Genomic DNA, 14,476 nt, shown 5'->3' on the forward strand with positions numbered 1-14,476 from the left:
CATGAAGCCCAAATAATGGTGCATTTGTAAAAGCTGTGATTTCCGCTTTTTAGCACAAAAAAGACCGTACGGATTATTGATCCATACGGTCCTTCATTTGCTGCAGTATTTTTTTCTCAAGTCGCGAAACTTGGACCTGCGATATTCCAAGACGCACCGCAACTTCTGATTGCGTTTGATCCTTGTAATATCTTAGATACACAATTAATCTTTCCCGCTCATCTAAATCAAGGATGGCCTCTTTTAAGGCAATTTTATCGAACCATTTTTCCTCATTTCCATCATCGATTTGATCTAAAAGCGTAATCGGATCTCCATCATTCTCAAATACCGTTTCATGGATGGAAGTGGGTGTCCGACTAGCTTCTTGAGCCATGATGATATCCTCTGAAGATATCTCTAAAAATTCTGCCAGTTCACTTACTGTTGGAATTCTTCCTAAAATCTTCGATAATTCATCCTTGGCCTTACGAATTTTATTGCCTAACTCCTTCAATGATCTGCTGACCTTTACCGTGCCATCATCACGAATAAACCTTTGGATTTCTCCGATAATCATGGGGACAGCATATGTGGAGAATTTTACGTCATATGATAAATCAAATTTATCAACTGATTTCAATAATCCAATACACCCGATTTGAAACAGATCATCCGGTTCATAGCCGCGATTAAGGAAACGCTGGACGACAGACCATACGAGCCGCAGGTTCTTTTCAACTATTAAATCACGTGCTGCTTGATCTCCCGTTTGGCTTCGTTTTATTAATTCCTTTACTTCATGGTCCTTTAGGTAAATCTGCTTACTATTATTTTTTACCTCCACATCCATAGGCAAGACTCCTTAATTGCATAGCATTTTATTTTGGGATAAATGCTTCTTTAACTTAACAATCGTTCCATTGCCTCTGTGCGAAGAAACCTCTACTTCATCCATGAAGTTTTCCATAATGGTAAAACCCATACCGGACCTTTCAAATTCAGGTTTTGTTGTAAATAGAGGTTGCCTCGCTTCCTCCACATCAGCAATGCCGATTCCCTCATCTTTAATTTTCAATTCAACAAAACCATCGTCTAGTGTGACAGAAATATAAACAATTCCACTTGGATCATTGTTATAGCCATGAATAATCGCATTCGTTACTGCTTCAGAAACGACTGTTTTAATTTCAGTCAATTCATCCATCGTAGGGTCAAGCTGAGCTATGAAAGCTGCCACAGTGACGCGTGCGAATGATTCATTTTGACTTAACGCACTAAATTGAAGCTCCATTTTATTTTTCATATGTCAGGCTACCCCCAATCTTTGTAAAGCAAATTCTTCAGACTGCTCTAGCTTGATGATTTTAAATAAACCTGACATATCAAATAGTCTTTTTATCGCAGGAGAAATTGCGCATACTACCATTTCCCCATGGAGCTGCTTGATTTGTTTATATCTCCCTAAAATAACCCCTAGTCCTGAACTATCCATGAATGTCAGCTGTTCAAGGTTTAACACAATATGACGTATGTTCGATTCTTCAATTGCTTTGGATGCAAGTTGGCGAAGCTCTTCTGCGGTGTGGTGGTCTAACTCCCCATCTAACCGAATGCATAGTACATCATGCTTAATAACCATATCAATGTTTAGACTCACGATCCAATGCCTCCTTAATTGGTATAGTGAGTCAATTCGCTGCGGATAGAACGCTTTCCTTCTTTACGGACAAAACTAGTGAGAATTCGCTAAAACTAGAAGTCATCTATGAGGTTTCGACGTCATTCACTCATTTTTGAAAACATTCCAAAGGAACGTTTATACAATTCCCACCAGGTTGCAGTTTTAATTGTTTCATTGGCAACCAAAGGACTTTCAGTTAACACCTTTCCTTTTGAGACTAGTTGTAAAGTTCCAATTTGATCACCTTTTGCAACTGGGGCTTTGATGTCTTTATTAATAACGATTTGTTTCTTGACATCTTTGATATCTTCGCCTTTTTTAGTTAACACGGAGATTGGCTCGCTTGTCACAACCCCTAATGTCTTTTTATTCCCTTTACTTACCTTTGCCAAGGCAACAGCCATATTACGTTTGTAGATAGGATGTGTCTTATATTGGGCAAAGGCAAAATCTAGCATTTTGGAAACTTGGGCGTTACGGTCTTTTGAGGTCGGTGCTCCAAACACAACGGCTATGACGCGCATACCGTCCTTTTGTGCAGTCGCAGTGAGACAGTATTTTGCCTCCCCTGTGAATCCTGTTTTCAAGCCATCAACGCCCGGATAAAAACGAACGAGCTTATTGGTATTAACTAACCAGAATTTTTTATCGCTATCCTCACGTAAATAAGCTTCGTAAGTACCGGTGAATTTTGTGATGTCCTGATATTTCAGCAGTTCTTTTGCCATCATCGACATATCATGAGCTGTACTATAATGGTCCTCAGCTGGCAATCCAGTAGTATTTTTGAAGTGAGTATTTTTCAAGCCAAGTTCTTTCGCCTTTTCATTCATCATGTCAACAAAGCCTGATTCTGAACCAGCAATTCGTTCAGCCATCGCAACGCTAGCATCATTACCGGAACCAATTGCGATTCCTTTAAGCATTTGTTCTGTTGTCATTTCTTCGCCAGGCTCTAAGAAAATTTGCGAGCCTCCCATTGAAGCTGCATATTCACTAGTACGAATTTTCTCCTTCCAATCAAGCTTACCTTGGTCAATCGCTTCCATGATTAGCAGCATCGTCATGATTTTTGTCATGCTGGCTGGAGGCAATTTTTCGTTACCATTCTTTTCGTATAAAATTGTTCCTGTATCTCTTTCAATTAAAATGGCAGATCTTGCATTATCCACAAGTTCTGAGCTTTTCTGCTGTTGTTCTTGTGCAGAAACTGAAGGTATTACTACTGTTAAACTAAGTAATATCGCTATTACTATTGATAAGTTGCGTTTCATCATCATAAACCTCCCATTCTTGATAGATTTCATTTTTTACCAATATAGGAGTTTTTATACTAAAATTTACATTGTGTGGAAATATTTTCTTGCGGAATTTATTTGGAGATGGCTGAGTAGTATTTTTATAAAAAAAAAAAAACGCCAAGCATCTCGTTATGAAATACTTGGCGCATCTATGTATATCCATTAATCTTTTATTTGCTCATATATAAGTGCCGGGGCTTTGACTCCGTGTTCGGAAAGCTTAATGTTTTCGTAAAGCATTTCCTTTACCTTATCTACATTTTCGCTATTGCTGTATATCGTCACTAATGATTCGCCCTGCTCAACTTTGTCACCGATTTTCTTCCTCAGTACAAGTCCAACTGCTAAATCAATTACTGACTCCTTTGTTGCCCGACCAGCACCAAGAAGCATTGCTGCCGTACCAACTGCATCAGCCACGATTTCCTCTACATATCCTGATTCTTTAGCAGGCAATTCTATTTGATAAGCCGCCTGTGGGAGCTTAGTCGGATCGTCCACAACCGAACCGTCTCCACCTTGTGAATCAAGGAACTGCTTAAATTTAGCCAACGCCGAGCCATTCTGAATGACTTCGGTTAATTTTTCACGGGCCTCTTCAAGTGATCCTGCCTTTTCTGCAAGATAGACCATATAGCTACCCAGCGTTAAACAAAGCTCCGTTAAATCTTCAGGTCCCTCACCGCGAAGAGTATCAATTGCTTCCTTCACCTCAAGCGCATTGCCAATCGCAAAGCCTAATGGTTGACTCATGTCAGAAATAATTGCCATCGTTTTGCGACCAACATCATTTCCGATACCAACCATCGCATGTGCGAGCTTACGAGCATCATCAAGTGTCTTCATAAATGCCCCCGCTCCCGTTTTCACATCGAGAACAATTGCATCAGCACCTGCGGCAATTTTTTTACTCATGATTGAACTGGCGATAAGCGGGATGCTATTGACAGTTGCCGTCACATCACGAAGCGCATATAGCTTTTTATCAGCGGGGGTTAAGTTTCCGCTTTGGCCGATAACTGCCAATTGGTTTTTATTAACCAACTCAATAAATTTTTCATTGTCAATTTCGACATGGAAACCGCTAACCGCCTCCAGCTTATCAATCGTGCCACCCGTATGCCCTAAGCCTCTCCCGCTCATCTTCGCAACTGGAACTCCAACTGCCGCAACTAGCGGCCCAAGCACTAAAGTAGTCGTATCGCCCACACCGCCGGTTGAATGCTTATCAACCTTAATACCTTGTATAGCAGAAAGGTCAATTTGGTCACCGGATTGGACCATTGCCAACGTTAAATTAGCTCGCTCGGTATCTGACATGCCTTGAAAAAAAATCGCCATTGTCAATGCGCTCATTTGATAATCTGGAATCGCCCCATTCGTATATCCATCAATAATAAACTGAATTTCCTCATTTGTAAGTTCAAAGCCATCTCGTTTTTTTTCAATTAAGTCAACCATTCTCATTTATCGAACACCACGTTTCTCAATATTAACCTAGAGCTTCTCAATTAATAAGAAGCGATGATTGCTTTGATAAATTTGATAAAATTAGCCTTTACTTTTTCGGTTGTTTCGATGACTTCATCATGGGTAAGTGGCTGGTCTAAAATTCCGGCAGCCATATTAGATATGCAAGAAATGCCTAACACATTTAATCCAGCATGCCTGGCCACGATGACTTCTGGTACTGTGGACATGCCAACCGCATCTCCTCCTAAAATTCGAAGCATCCTAACTTCCGCAGGCGTTTCGTAGGAAGGGCCCGTATTGCCAACGTACACTCCTTCTTTGATTGATATATTCAACTGTTGAGCAATTTCCTTCGCTTTATCGCGCAATTGTCGACTGTACGATTCGGATAAATCAGGAAATCGCGGTCCAAGCTGTGCATCATTTTGGCCGATCAGTGGGTTAGAGCCCATATTATTTATATGATCGGAAATTAGCATTAAATCTCCAGGTTCAAAATTCTCATTAATACCACCAGCTGCATTGGTTACAATTAAACTTTCCACACCTAGGTGTTTCATCACTCGAACAGGAAAGGTAACCTTATCAAAGCTATAGCCTTCGTAATAATGAAAACGCCCCTGCATTGCCACAACCTCAACACCATTTAACTTTCCGAAGACAAGTTGGCCTGCATGCCCTTCAACTGTAGAAACTGGAAAATCAGGAATGGAATGGTATGGAATTTTAACAGCTGCTTCGATTTCATCCGCAAGTACACCTAATCCGGATCCCAATATTAAGCCAATTTTCGGCGCGTGTTGATATTTCTCTTGTAAAAATTGTGCCGCATTTTTGATTTGATCAAAATTCATCGTCGCCACCCTATCTTAAGTTAATTCATGCAAAAAGCTTTTTCCAAATTCAGGAGCTTTCACTTTAAAATTCTCCGCAACCGTTGCCCCAATATCAGCGAAAGTTTGACGAACTGGCAGCTCCTTGCCTTGTACCATTTGCTTTGAATAAACAATTAGCGGAACATATTCTCGCGTATGGTCTGTACCATGATGTACGGGATCATTTCCATGATCTGCGGTAATGATCAATAAATCGTCATCCTGCATTTTTGCAAATACCTCAGGAAGTCGAGCATCATACTCCTCTAACGCCTTCCCATAGCCAATTGGATCACGGCGATGACCGTACAATGCGTCAAAGTCCACTAAATTTACAAAACTCAAGCCAGTGAATTCCATATCAAAGGAGTGTAATAATTTATCCATTCCATCCATATTAGAGATGGTTCTTAATGAAGCCGTTACACCCTCGCCATCATAAATATCAGCGATTTTTCCGATGGCTATCACATCGAATCCGGAATCGGCTAACTCATTCATAACCGTTCGCCCGAAAGGCTTTAAGGCGTAATCATGACGATTTGTTGTTCTTTTAAAGCTGCCTGGTTGGCCAACGAAAGGACGCGCGATTACTCGCCCGACCATATATTTTTCATCTAATGTTAATTCACGAGCAATTTTACAAATACGATATTGCTCGTCGATTGGAATAATCTCCTCATGTGCTGCAATTTGTAAAACAGAATCTGCAGATGTATATACGATTAAAGCACCTGTTTTCATATGCTCTTCACCGAGCTCATCAAGAATTTCCGTTCCGCTTGCAGGCTTATTTCCAATAATCTTTCTTCCAGTTTTCGCTGTAAGTTCCTGCAGTAATTCATCTGGAAATCCATCAGGGAAAACCTTAAATGGCGTCTCGATATGAAGGCCCATAATTTCCCAATGACCTGTCATTGTATCTTTACCATTGGAAGCTTCCTGCATTTTTGTGAAATAACCAAGCGGTTTACTTGCTTTTTCAATTCCGTTAATTTCATCAATATTGCTTAGTCCAAGCTGACCCATATTAGGCATATGTAATCCATTCATTTTTTCTGCAATATGCCTTAATGTATGAGCTCCTTTATCGCCAAACTTTTCCGCATCAGGTGCTTCACCGATTCCGACTGAATCCATGACAATCAAAAAAATTCGCTTGTATGTGTTCATCTCAGCTTCATCCTCCTTCGGTTGAATCTGTACCAATTTAACAATAGATTTCCCTTTCTTTTTTCCGTAATACTTGCAATGATTCGTCAGATGTCTGACATCAATATTGTACTCTTTATATCGAAATAGAAACAAGAAAAAGCTGCGATTTTTCGACAGCTTTTACATTCCGTTCACAATATTGGCTTTGTACACAGATTGCTTAATTTTCCTATTAATCTCTTAAGCTCTCGGGTGGAATTGGCTGTAAACATCCTTTAATCTTGTTTTCGTTACATGGGTATAGATTTGCGTTGTTGAAATATCAGCATGTCCCAGCATTTCTTGAACCGCCCGCAAATCCGCACCATTTTCCAATAAATGAGTAGCAAATGAATGTCTTAATGTGTGTGGTGTTAGTTCTTTTGTAATTCCAGCTTCTTTAGTTAACTTTTTTAAAATCTTCCAAAAACCTTGACGTGTTAATCGTTTGCCAAGATGATTTAAAAACAGTGCATCATCTTTTTGTTTTTTTATAAAGTGAATTCGGCCATTGTCTAAATAATCTTGAAGTGCCAACGATGCTGTTTTTCCAATCGGGATAATTCGCTCCTTGCTACCCTTTCCGAAACAGCGCACAAAGCCCATCGTTAAATGAACATCTCCTAAGTTCAAACCGATTAACTCACTGACACGGATTCCTGTGGCATAAAGAAGCTCAATCATTGCCTTGTCACGTTTGCCAAAATGGTCGTTTGCTTTAGGCGATTCCAACAGTTTCTCGACCTCTTGGATGCTGAGTACCTTCGGCAAGGAGCGTTCCTTTTGCGGTGATTCAATATGTACTGTCGGGTCACGTTCAACTACCTTTTCTCTTAACAAGAACTGATGAAACGCCCGAATTGAGGCGATATGACGCGCAAGTGTTTTGGACGATTTTCCTTGGTCTTTTAATTGTGCTAGAAAACGTATGATTTGGAGACGTTGCACTTCGTTTAAATCTGTAAGTAATTCTACTGTCTTCAAATACTTAAGATAACTGCGAAGGTCCCGTTCATACGATACTAGTGTATTTTTGGCCAATCCCTTTTCAACCATTAAGAAATGTATAAAATCTCGAAGCTGATCTTCCATTTATCATTACTCCCCATTTAAATAAAACAAGAATAAGCGATCAAGCCATGGCAGACTTTCGCCTTCCACAGGTCCAGATACCTTTAGTGCCGATCCTTGTGGTTCATCATAGCGATGGTAATTTTGATATTCTTCATTTACCCACATGATGCCAAAATAAAAAAGGACGGTACATCCAGTAAATAACAAAAATACCTGAATTGATTTTATGAAAAGCTTAAACCATTCTTTCATTCTTTTTCCTCCAGCTCCTTCTACTAGTACAAGGTATGCCAAACATAGGCTGAAATATACCTAAAGCACCCATTTAAAGGAAGCTGGCCTACTAAAATAAAAAAGGATGACTCATTTTTCATCGTGCCTTTCGCTACGCAAGCTAGGGAACAAAAAAGAAGTCAACCTCTTTTCTTATTCAACACTTTGGTCTGTTTCTTTTTCCTGACAGCGATGACAAATTCCATGGAAGGTTAAACGATGGTCTTTAATTTTAAAATTCCACTTTTGTTCCACTTTGACCTCGACATCATCAAGGAGATCCTCTTGAATTTCATCAACTGCACCACATTCTATACATACTAAATGATGATGGAAATGTGCCGCGCCTTCTTGACGCAGATCATAGCGTGATACTCCATCACCGAAATTTATTTTATCAACAATTTTTAATTCAGTTAATAGCTCTAATGTTCGATATACAGTAGCTAGTCCGATTTCCGGAGATTTTTCTTTAACGAGGAGGTATACATCTTCTGCACTTAAATGATCCTCTTCATGTTCTAGCAGCACCCGAACCGTAGCCTCGCGCTGGGGTGTTAATTTGTAGCTCGATGAATGTAGCTGTTTTTTTATTCGTTCTATTCTTGTTTCCATTGTGACAGTCCCTCCCTCGCACTTTCCATTCTCATTATAACAGAAGGACGGGCAGTTTCAAAAACAATTATTCTAAACTAGAAAAAATATTTATTTTCAAATAATAATAATTTTAATCAGTTTATTCCCCCAATTACAGCTTTCATTAAAGCAGGCGATATATATGCTTCAATTGCCGCTGCACATGTTAAGACAATAACCGCTCCGACTAAGACAAGAAAATATCGTGAAAGCATCGGCATAAACGGACTGCTGATTTTTTTCATAAACTGTCTCTTTATCATTTGCAGAGAAAAGGTTATGGTCATCACAGACATGATAATAAATATCGGAATGATGATAAAATTTTGCGGAAGAACCGATACAAAGGAAAGTAAAAAGCCATCCCAGCCCATTTGGTTAACGAGGAAACCAACAGTAAAGCCGACGACCATTCCTTTAATAAATAACAGAATGAGAATCACTGGCAAACCAATAATTGATACTCCGAGTAGCCACATAAGACCGATGTATTTACTATTATGCAACAGACTCTGCATAAACAAATCCTTTGCAGAAGCTTCTTTTCCACCAGTAAGCTGTCCAAAAAACTGAGATAAATAATAGAACAAATCCTCTTTTTGTGAAAAGCTCAAACTATTTACGACAACGGCCCCAAAAATCACACCCATCAAAAATAGCACAATCACGAAAATGTAAACTGAGGAATATTCACGAAAATGTTCGACTGCGAAGTTCTGGTATAATCTCTTCTTCATTGGTCTTCCTCCTAAAATTGATTACTACATTCTATGCCGTTCTATTAATTCTATGACAGTGAATCTAGTAATTTTTAGGAGATACAAAATAAGGGCTACACGCTCTGTGCAACCCTTATGATGGAGGATTTTATTTGCCAAATTTGATGGTTTATTTGCCGATTCGAACGGCGTATTTGCCGAATTTCGATTTTATTTTCCAATTCGAACGGCTTATTTGCCGATGCCACAATTCCGTCACAACTAATCAGCTATCTTCCCGTATTTTCCTCCACCACCGGCAAAGAGATTTAATTCTCCATTACGCGCTTTGTATATTAATGTTGCGATTTTCTTCGGTACTACTTCCTCCAATGCTTGAAGCGGCACCTCGTGAAGAATTGCCATTTCAGTACCGAAATGGTCTAATAGTTTTCTTAACAGTTTTGGTCCCAATCCGGGAATAAAATCAAGCGGAACCTGATGTATATAAGGCGGTCGATCGTCAGGAGAACTCTCTGCAGTCTTTAATTCAAGAATTCGTTCAGCTACACCTTTTACCGTTTTTGTCGATAGACAATTTGGACAATTTGTCGCTTCCGAAGAATACGATGTTTGACAATTCGCACATACCGACTGATGATACTTTCCAAGCAAAGGGTCCAAACCATAGTTCGCGACAATCCCGCGACCGCCAACTTGATGGAGCGCTTTTTTAAATTCAGCAAATGATGGTTCCCGCATCGCGATCACTTGATATTCACGGGCAATTTTTGGCAAGGAATGGGCATCTGAATTAGTTACAAATGTATATCGATGCAATTCTCCCAAGCTATCTGCCATCGAAGTATCAGAGCTCAAGCCAAGTTCAATTCCGTCAATTTGCTCCGGGTCCAATACTTCGACTAGTGAGCGCTTTACCCCTTTACCATAAAGACTTTTAAATGGCGTAAATACATGCGCCGGAATAAACAGCCCACCATGCATCTTTACCTTACTTTGCAGTTCACGCCCGCTTGCATAAATTCGCTGCGAGCTAAGGTTTATATTTTTCAAATGACCTTTCAGCCATCCTGAAAATTCCTTCATCGCTTGAAGTGTAGGAAAATAACAAAGCAGATGGATTGGCCCTTGGCAATTCTCATCATATACCTCAAGCTCTGAGCCAGGAATGACTGTCATTCCGCGATAATTCAACCCACCATCACGATGTTCTGTTAATTCGCCTCGCTCCATTAAACCTTCAATCTCTAGAATGACTTCCGGTGAATGACAATCAATAATACCAATCATATTTAGCCCTTTTTCATGGCGGGCATGATCAATGATGTTAGAGAAGGATAATGTCTTCGCTCCAGTAATTTTGACGGCCTTACCAGTAAAGGTTCTGCCAATATGTATGTGCAAATCTACATAGTAGTGGTTCATTTACGATTTTAACGCCTCTTTCAGCTTTAAGTATTGAACAGCAAAGATTGTTTTCGCGTCATAGATTTTTTGCTGTTTAATATATTCTTCCGCTTCTTCTAGCGTTAATTCGAGTAAATTAATAAATTCATCTTCGTCTTGGGCAGCAGGATGTTCCACTTTTGCTAATCCGCGTGCTTCAAAGACATGGACAATTTCATCAGCAAAGCCTGGGGATGTATAGAAAGAATTGACCAATTCTATCATCTCGCATGAATAGCCAGTTTCCTCTTCTAACTCCCTCATGGCACACGTTTGTGGTTCTTCCCCTTGCTCTAGCTTTCCAGCCGGGATTTCTACTATTTTCCGTTCAAGCGCTTTCCGGAATTGCTCAACCATGATGATTTTATTTTCTGGAGTTACAGCAATCACCGCAACTGCACCTGGATGCTTGATAATCTCACGTTTTGCTATATTTCCATCCGGCAATTCAACATCTTCAACCTGCAGGCTGATGACTCTTCCTGTAAAAATATGTTCTGTTTTAATTGTTTTTTCTTCAAGGCGACGCATAATTTTTCTGTCACTCCTGTTCTATTCCGATATGGTAGACTCATACATTTTACCATACTTTACTTTTGGGGGAATTACGAATGAAAATCTATGTGCATGATAAAGGGTTCGTCCTTGTTGGAAAAGCATGGGAAATTAAGCGAAAAATCAAGGAATATCGTCGTAAATATGAATTGCTCCATGATTGGGTTGAAGATACATCCAGATAAATTGCTAGTATATAATTGTGCCCTTCTATTACTGCAAAAATCGTCCAATTTGGCTATCTCTACTTTCATTCGCTAAAATAATAGAGAAGCTAGTAGGATTGGAGTGAAGCAAATGGAAACACGGCAATTAGGCAAGTCTGACCTTCATGTCAGTACACTTGGTTTAGGGTGCATGTCGCTTGGAACAAACGAAAAGGCAGCTCAAGAAATCATTGAAGCCGCTTTAGATGAAGGTATTAATTATTTTGACACTGCTGATTTATACGATTTTGGAACCAATGAAAAAATAGTTGGACAAGTTCTAAAGTCTGTTCGGAGCCAGGTTGTAATAGCAACTAAGGTTGGAAACCGCTGGCGCGACAAGAAAGACGGCTGGAGCTGGGATCCCTCAAAAGCCTATATAAAAGAAGAAATAAAACAAAGCTTAAAGCGACTTGGTACGGATTACATCGATTTGTACCAGCTCCATGGCGGTACGCTTGATGACCCCATCGAGGAAACGATCGAAGCATTTGAGGAGCTTAAAGCTGATGGCTATATTAGATATTATGGAATTTCATCGATTCGGCCGAATGTTATCCGTGAATATATCGCCAAATCTAGTATTGTTTCGGTCATGATGCAATATAGCATGCTTGACCGCCGACCTGAGGAAGATGCAATGCCGCAATTATTGGAGAACAAAATAGGTGTCGTGACGCGCGGTCCCCTCGCCTCTGGTTTGTTGAGTAATCAATTGCTTGAGAAAGCGTCAAATCGGGTGCACGAAAGCGGCTATCTAGATTATTCATATGAGGAATTGTCAAAGCTACTACCTCTATTAAAAGAAAATTTAGCTACTGCTCGCTCGTTTACGGAAGTTGCCCTACAGTTTAATCTCGCTAACCCTAGTGTGACCTCGATTGTGGCTGGTGCGAGTTCCGTTAAACAGCTTCGCGAAAATGCCGCAGCAGTCCGGAGTCACCCCCTTACTTTAGATGAACTTCATCTGATTCAAAACCTAACTAAAGCCAATCGATACGAACAGCACAGATAGGTTAAAAAAAGATAACCAATTGCTAGATTTTAACAGCTAGCCTGGTTATCTTTTTGTTTTATTTAAAATCTTTCCAGCTTATCGAACTTTCATTTAGCAGCTCTTCAAAGGATTTATTTTTCTCGCGGCGTTTTCTTTCCTCTCTCAGTCGCTGTTCCTCAGCTTCTTGCTTACGCACTTCCTCAGCCTTTAACTCCTGCTGTTTATTTTTCAACTGATTGACTAAATCGCTGTTTAGCATATCTCCTAATGTAACAGGTGCGTCATCTTTTTTTGATTTTTGATTTTGATTCACTTTTGAACGTTGTTTTTTCTTCACGCCAATGACCTCCACAGCATATTTCCCCATTATTATATCATTTGTCAGCCCTTCCGGCATGCATAAGGTCACGCCCTTTCATCCATCTTATTAAGGAAAGGGGATGTTGATGATGAGTCAAAAGCGCCAAAAGGGATTTAGTCAAAAAGGAAAGCCCTCTAGCGATACGACAAGACCGATAATGGCCGCTGAGGACATGGAAAAGGCCATTCATCCAACGAAACGGCAAAACGCAAAACAGTGAATAGTTTGGATTCAGGGTGACTCCACCAGTTGGAGTCACCTCTTTTGTTTGTTTTATCATACTAATGATATGATAAAGTTATCATTTGTTCGGAGGGATTTCGCTTGAAAAAGAGGAAAGTAGCGGCTTCAATATTCGGTTCTGCCCTTTTGGCCGTAACGTCTTTTGGTGTTTATTTTTCAAATCTTCTTATGTTTAAGAAAAAGAAGGATGAAAACTTAGTGTTAACCCGAGAAACGACAGCTGGACGGTTTGACCCGGTTAAATACGAGGGCCTGCCGAAGCGGGAAATTTTGATTGATTCTCCACTTGGTTATCAGCTTAAGACAATCTTAGTAGAACCACATCAGACGAATCGTTATGTGATAATTTGTCATGGCGTAACAGAAAACAAGGTCAATTCTGTAAAATACATGAATATTTTTTTGGAACGGGGCTTTAACGGTGTGATTTATGACCACCGTCGTCATGGTGAATCTGGCGGCAAAACAACCAGCTATGGTCATTATGAGAAATTAGATTTAAAGGCTGTTATCGATTGGCTTAAACTTGATAAGGGACCGGACTTGGTGCTTGGTATTCATGGTGAATCAATGGGCGCAGCGACGATGCTGCTTTATGCCGGAATGGTTGAGGATGGTGCTGACTTTTATATTGCCGATTGTCCATTTTCCGATTTTGCGGAGCTATTAGAATATCAAATCAAAAAGGATATTAAGCTACCACCGCGGCTAGTGCTACATGTTGGCGATTTCTTTTTACGACTCCGCGATAAATACTCAGTAAAAGAAGTGTCACCAATTTCCGTCGTTGAAAACATTCACAAGCCAATCCTGTTCATCCATAGCAAGGATGATAAGTATATTTTGCCGTCGATGACTGAGGCTTTGTATGAACGGAAACAGGGGCATAAAAAGCTTTTTCTAGCGCTGAATGGCGCCCATGCGCAATCCTATAATGAGAATCGCGAGGAATATGAAACGGCTGTTGATGAATTTTTGGAAGAATGTGGTTTTTCAGAGTGAGGTTGAGGCATTTTTAATCAAAAAAAGGGCTACCTTTTCGCTAATTTTGCGGTTTGGTAGCTCTTTTCTAGTGTTATTTTGTTTTATCGACTAAGCTTAGGCGTGGATTTAAATATTCATTTGGGCTTTTCAGCTGAAAACAGTTCGCCTTTACCGAAAAATCTAGCGTCATTTTCTCTGCAAAAAACACTTGCTGGTCTTTTTCTATATAAATTGAGCGCTGATTCGCTGTTTCAACTTCCGCCTCATCCCCGACTAGTTCCTTTACTAACCACAATGCTGGTACACCATTTACTGCGCACCCGCAGCCTTCTATATCATAAACTAGCTTTAAATATCCGTCTTTTCCTGTTGTTCTTTCTGCCAGCTTTTGCTCTGCCCCTTCACTGATGTCAATCTGCATTTCTATATTCCCCTTTCTCGCTTTACGCCCTCCATTTTAGCATATTTCTATTGTT

The 14,476-nt window shown here is 40.0% G+C and carries 19 protein-coding genes; 4 read left to right on the top strand and 15 right to left on the bottom strand.

The window, feature by feature from the left end; genetic code table 11:
• Window positions 1–73: 73 nt before the first annotated feature.
• From sigF to FXW34_RS10095, 13 genes are all read right to left on the bottom strand, one after another.
• Window positions 74–832, bottom strand: coding sequence for an RNA polymerase sporulation sigma factor SigF (gene sigF / locus FXW34_RS10035; protein WP_147533850.1), 759 nt, complete (start codon window positions 830–832; stop codon window positions 74–76).
• A gap of 12 nt (window positions 833–844) precedes the next feature.
• Complete coding sequence (spoIIAB, locus tag FXW34_RS10040) at window positions 845–1,285, bottom strand: anti-sigma F factor (protein ID WP_147533851.1); 441 nt, start codon at window positions 1,283–1,285, stop codon at window positions 845–847.
• Between the two features lie 3 nt (window positions 1,286–1,288).
• Window positions 1,289–1,639: an anti-sigma F factor antagonist gene (spoIIAA, locus tag FXW34_RS10045; protein ID WP_147533852.1), complete on the bottom strand. Its 351-nt coding sequence runs from the start codon at window positions 1,637–1,639 to the stop codon at window positions 1,289–1,291.
• Between the two features lie 122 nt (window positions 1,640–1,761).
• Window positions 1,762–2,937 (bottom strand): D-alanyl-D-alanine carboxypeptidase family protein, encoded by a 1,176-nt coding sequence (locus FXW34_RS10050; RefSeq protein ID WP_147533853.1) that lies wholly within the window; start codon window positions 2,935–2,937, stop codon window positions 1,762–1,764.
• Window positions 2,938–3,126: 189 nt separating this feature from the next.
• On the bottom strand, window positions 3,127–4,431 hold the full coding sequence (locus FXW34_RS10055; RefSeq protein ID WP_147533854.1) for a pyrimidine-nucleoside phosphorylase: 1,305 nt from the start codon (window positions 4,429–4,431) through the stop codon (window positions 3,127–3,129).
• 44 nt (window positions 4,432–4,475) lie between these two features.
• Window positions 4,476–5,291 (bottom strand): purine-nucleoside phosphorylase, encoded by an 816-nt coding sequence (locus tag FXW34_RS10060; RefSeq protein WP_147533855.1) that lies wholly within the window; start codon window positions 5,289–5,291, stop codon window positions 4,476–4,478.
• A 15-nt stretch (window positions 5,292–5,306) separates the two neighbouring features.
• A complete protein-coding gene (gene deoB, locus FXW34_RS10065; protein ID WP_147533856.1) occupies window positions 5,307–6,485 on the bottom strand; it encodes a phosphopentomutase in 1,179 nt (392 codons plus the stop codon).
• A gap of 222 nt (window positions 6,486–6,707) precedes the next feature.
• The gene (xerD, locus tag FXW34_RS10070; protein ID WP_147533857.1) at window positions 6,708–7,598 is read right to left on the bottom strand and encodes a site-specific tyrosine recombinase XerD; all 891 of its coding nucleotides are present in this window, start codon (window positions 7,596–7,598) and stop codon (window positions 6,708–6,710) included.
• A 6-nt stretch (window positions 7,599–7,604) separates the two neighbouring features.
• The gene (locus tag FXW34_RS10075) at window positions 7,605–7,832 is read right to left on the bottom strand and encodes a YqzK family protein (protein ID WP_147533858.1); all 228 of its coding nucleotides are present in this window, start codon (window positions 7,830–7,832) and stop codon (window positions 7,605–7,607) included.
• 174 nt (window positions 7,833–8,006) lie between these two features.
• Window positions 8,007–8,468, bottom strand: coding sequence for a ferric iron uptake transcriptional regulator (gene fur, locus FXW34_RS10080; RefSeq protein ID WP_147533859.1), 462 nt, complete (start codon window positions 8,466–8,468; stop codon window positions 8,007–8,009).
• A gap of 116 nt (window positions 8,469–8,584) precedes the next feature.
• Window positions 8,585–9,226, bottom strand: coding sequence for a stage II sporulation protein M (gene spoIIM / locus FXW34_RS10085; RefSeq protein ID WP_147533860.1), 642 nt, complete (start codon window positions 9,224–9,226; stop codon window positions 8,585–8,587).
• A gap of 243 nt (window positions 9,227–9,469) precedes the next feature.
• Complete coding sequence (locus FXW34_RS10090; protein ID WP_147533861.1) at window positions 9,470–10,633, bottom strand: endonuclease Q family protein; 1,164 nt, start codon at window positions 10,631–10,633, stop codon at window positions 9,470–9,472.
• Window positions 10,634–11,185, bottom strand: coding sequence for an NUDIX hydrolase (locus FXW34_RS10095; protein WP_147533862.1), 552 nt, complete (start codon window positions 11,183–11,185; stop codon window positions 10,634–10,636).
• Between the two features lie 80 nt (window positions 11,186–11,265).
• Between FXW34_RS10095 and mciZ the strand changes: the two genes are divergently transcribed.
• Window positions 11,266–11,394 carry a Z-ring formation inhibitor MciZ gene (gene mciZ / locus FXW34_RS10100; protein ID WP_147533863.1) on the top strand — a complete coding sequence of 43 codons (129 nt, stop codon included), beginning with the start codon at window positions 11,266–11,268 and terminating at the stop codon, window positions 11,392–11,394.
• Window positions 11,395–11,506: 112 nt separating this feature from the next.
• Entirely contained in the window at window positions 11,507–12,430 is a 924-nt protein-coding gene (locus FXW34_RS10105; RefSeq protein WP_147533864.1) for an aldo/keto reductase, read from the top strand.
• A 58-nt stretch (window positions 12,431–12,488) separates the two neighbouring features.
• On the opposite strand, the gene FXW34_RS10110 is transcribed toward FXW34_RS10105, so the two are convergent.
• Window positions 12,489–12,749, bottom strand: a complete 261-nt coding sequence (locus FXW34_RS10110; RefSeq protein ID WP_246140961.1) for a YqkE family protein — start codon at window positions 12,747–12,749, stop codon at window positions 12,489–12,491.
• Between the two features lie 112 nt (window positions 12,750–12,861).
• On the opposite strand from FXW34_RS10110, the gene FXW34_RS23555 reads away from it, so the two are divergent.
• Window positions 12,862–12,993 (top strand): hypothetical protein, encoded by a 132-nt coding sequence (locus FXW34_RS23555; RefSeq protein ID WP_281292928.1) that lies wholly within the window; start codon window positions 12,862–12,864, stop codon window positions 12,991–12,993.
• A 104-nt stretch (window positions 12,994–13,097) separates the two neighbouring features.
• Entirely contained in the window at window positions 13,098–14,018 is a 921-nt protein-coding gene (locus FXW34_RS10115; protein WP_246140963.1) for an alpha/beta hydrolase, read from the top strand.
• Between the two features lie 73 nt (window positions 14,019–14,091).
• Here FXW34_RS10115 and FXW34_RS10120 read toward each other — a convergent pair whose 3' ends face one another.
• Entirely contained in the window at window positions 14,092–14,421 is a 330-nt protein-coding gene (locus FXW34_RS10120; protein ID WP_147533865.1) for an iron-sulfur cluster biosynthesis family protein, read from the bottom strand.
• Window positions 14,422–14,476 lie beyond the last annotated feature (55 nt).

It is taken from the genome of Bacillus marasmi (assembly GCF_902168435.1).
Taxonomy (GTDB): Bacteria; Bacillota; Bacilli; order Bacillales; family Cytobacillaceae; genus Bacillus_BU; species Bacillus_BU marasmi.

What these genes read in the sequence shown, in the direction of transcription:
- sigF (WP_147533850.1), bottom strand. Translation starts at nt 832, where the DNA reads ATGGATGTGGAGGTAAAAAATAATAGTAAGCAGATTTACCTAAAGGAC.
- spoIIAB (WP_147533851.1), bottom strand. Translation starts at nt 1,285, where the DNA reads ATGAAAAATAAAATGGAGCTTCAATTTAGTGCGTTAAGTCAAAATGAA.
- FXW34_RS10050 (WP_147533853.1), bottom strand. Translation starts at nt 2,937, where the DNA reads ATGAAACGCAACTTATCAATAGTAATAGCGATATTACTTAGTTTAACA.
- FXW34_RS10055 (WP_147533854.1), bottom strand. Translation starts at nt 4,431, where the DNA reads ATGAGAATGGTTGACTTAATTGAAAAAAAACGAGATGGCTTTGAACTT.
- FXW34_RS10060 (WP_147533855.1), bottom strand. Translation starts at nt 5,291, where the DNA reads ATGAATTTTGATCAAATCAAAAATGCGGCACAATTTTTACAAGAGAAA.
- deoB (WP_147533856.1), bottom strand. Translation starts at nt 6,485, where the DNA reads ATGAACACATACAAGCGAATTTTTTTGATTGTCATGGATTCAGTCGGA.
- xerD (WP_147533857.1), bottom strand. Translation starts at nt 7,598, where the DNA reads ATGGAAGATCAGCTTCGAGATTTTATACATTTCTTAATGGTTGAAAAG.
- FXW34_RS10075 (WP_147533858.1), bottom strand. Translation starts at nt 7,832, where the DNA reads ATGAAAGAATGGTTTAAGCTTTTCATAAAATCAATTCAGGTATTTTTG.
- fur (WP_147533859.1), bottom strand. Translation starts at nt 8,468, where the DNA reads ATGGAAACAAGAATAGAACGAATAAAAAAACAGCTACATTCATCGAGC.
- spoIIM (WP_147533860.1), bottom strand. Translation starts at nt 9,226, where the DNA reads ATGAAGAAGAGATTATACCAGAACTTCGCAGTCGAACATTTTCGTGAA.
- FXW34_RS10090 (WP_147533861.1), bottom strand. Translation starts at nt 10,633, where the DNA reads ATGAACCACTACTATGTAGATTTGCACATACATATTGGCAGAACCTTT.
- FXW34_RS10095 (WP_147533862.1), bottom strand. Translation starts at nt 11,185, where the DNA reads ATGCGTCGCCTTGAAGAAAAAACAATTAAAACAGAACATATTTTTACA.
- mciZ (WP_147533863.1), top strand. Translation starts at nt 11,266, where the DNA reads ATGAAAATCTATGTGCATGATAAAGGGTTCGTCCTTGTTGGAAAAGCA.
- FXW34_RS10105 (WP_147533864.1), top strand. Translation starts at nt 11,507, where the DNA reads ATGGAAACACGGCAATTAGGCAAGTCTGACCTTCATGTCAGTACACTT.
- FXW34_RS23555 (WP_281292928.1), top strand. Translation starts at nt 12,862, where the DNA reads ATGAGTCAAAAGCGCCAAAAGGGATTTAGTCAAAAAGGAAAGCCCTCT.
- FXW34_RS10120 (WP_147533865.1), bottom strand. Translation starts at nt 14,421, where the DNA reads ATGCAGATTGACATCAGTGAAGGGGCAGAGCAAAAGCTGGCAGAAAGA.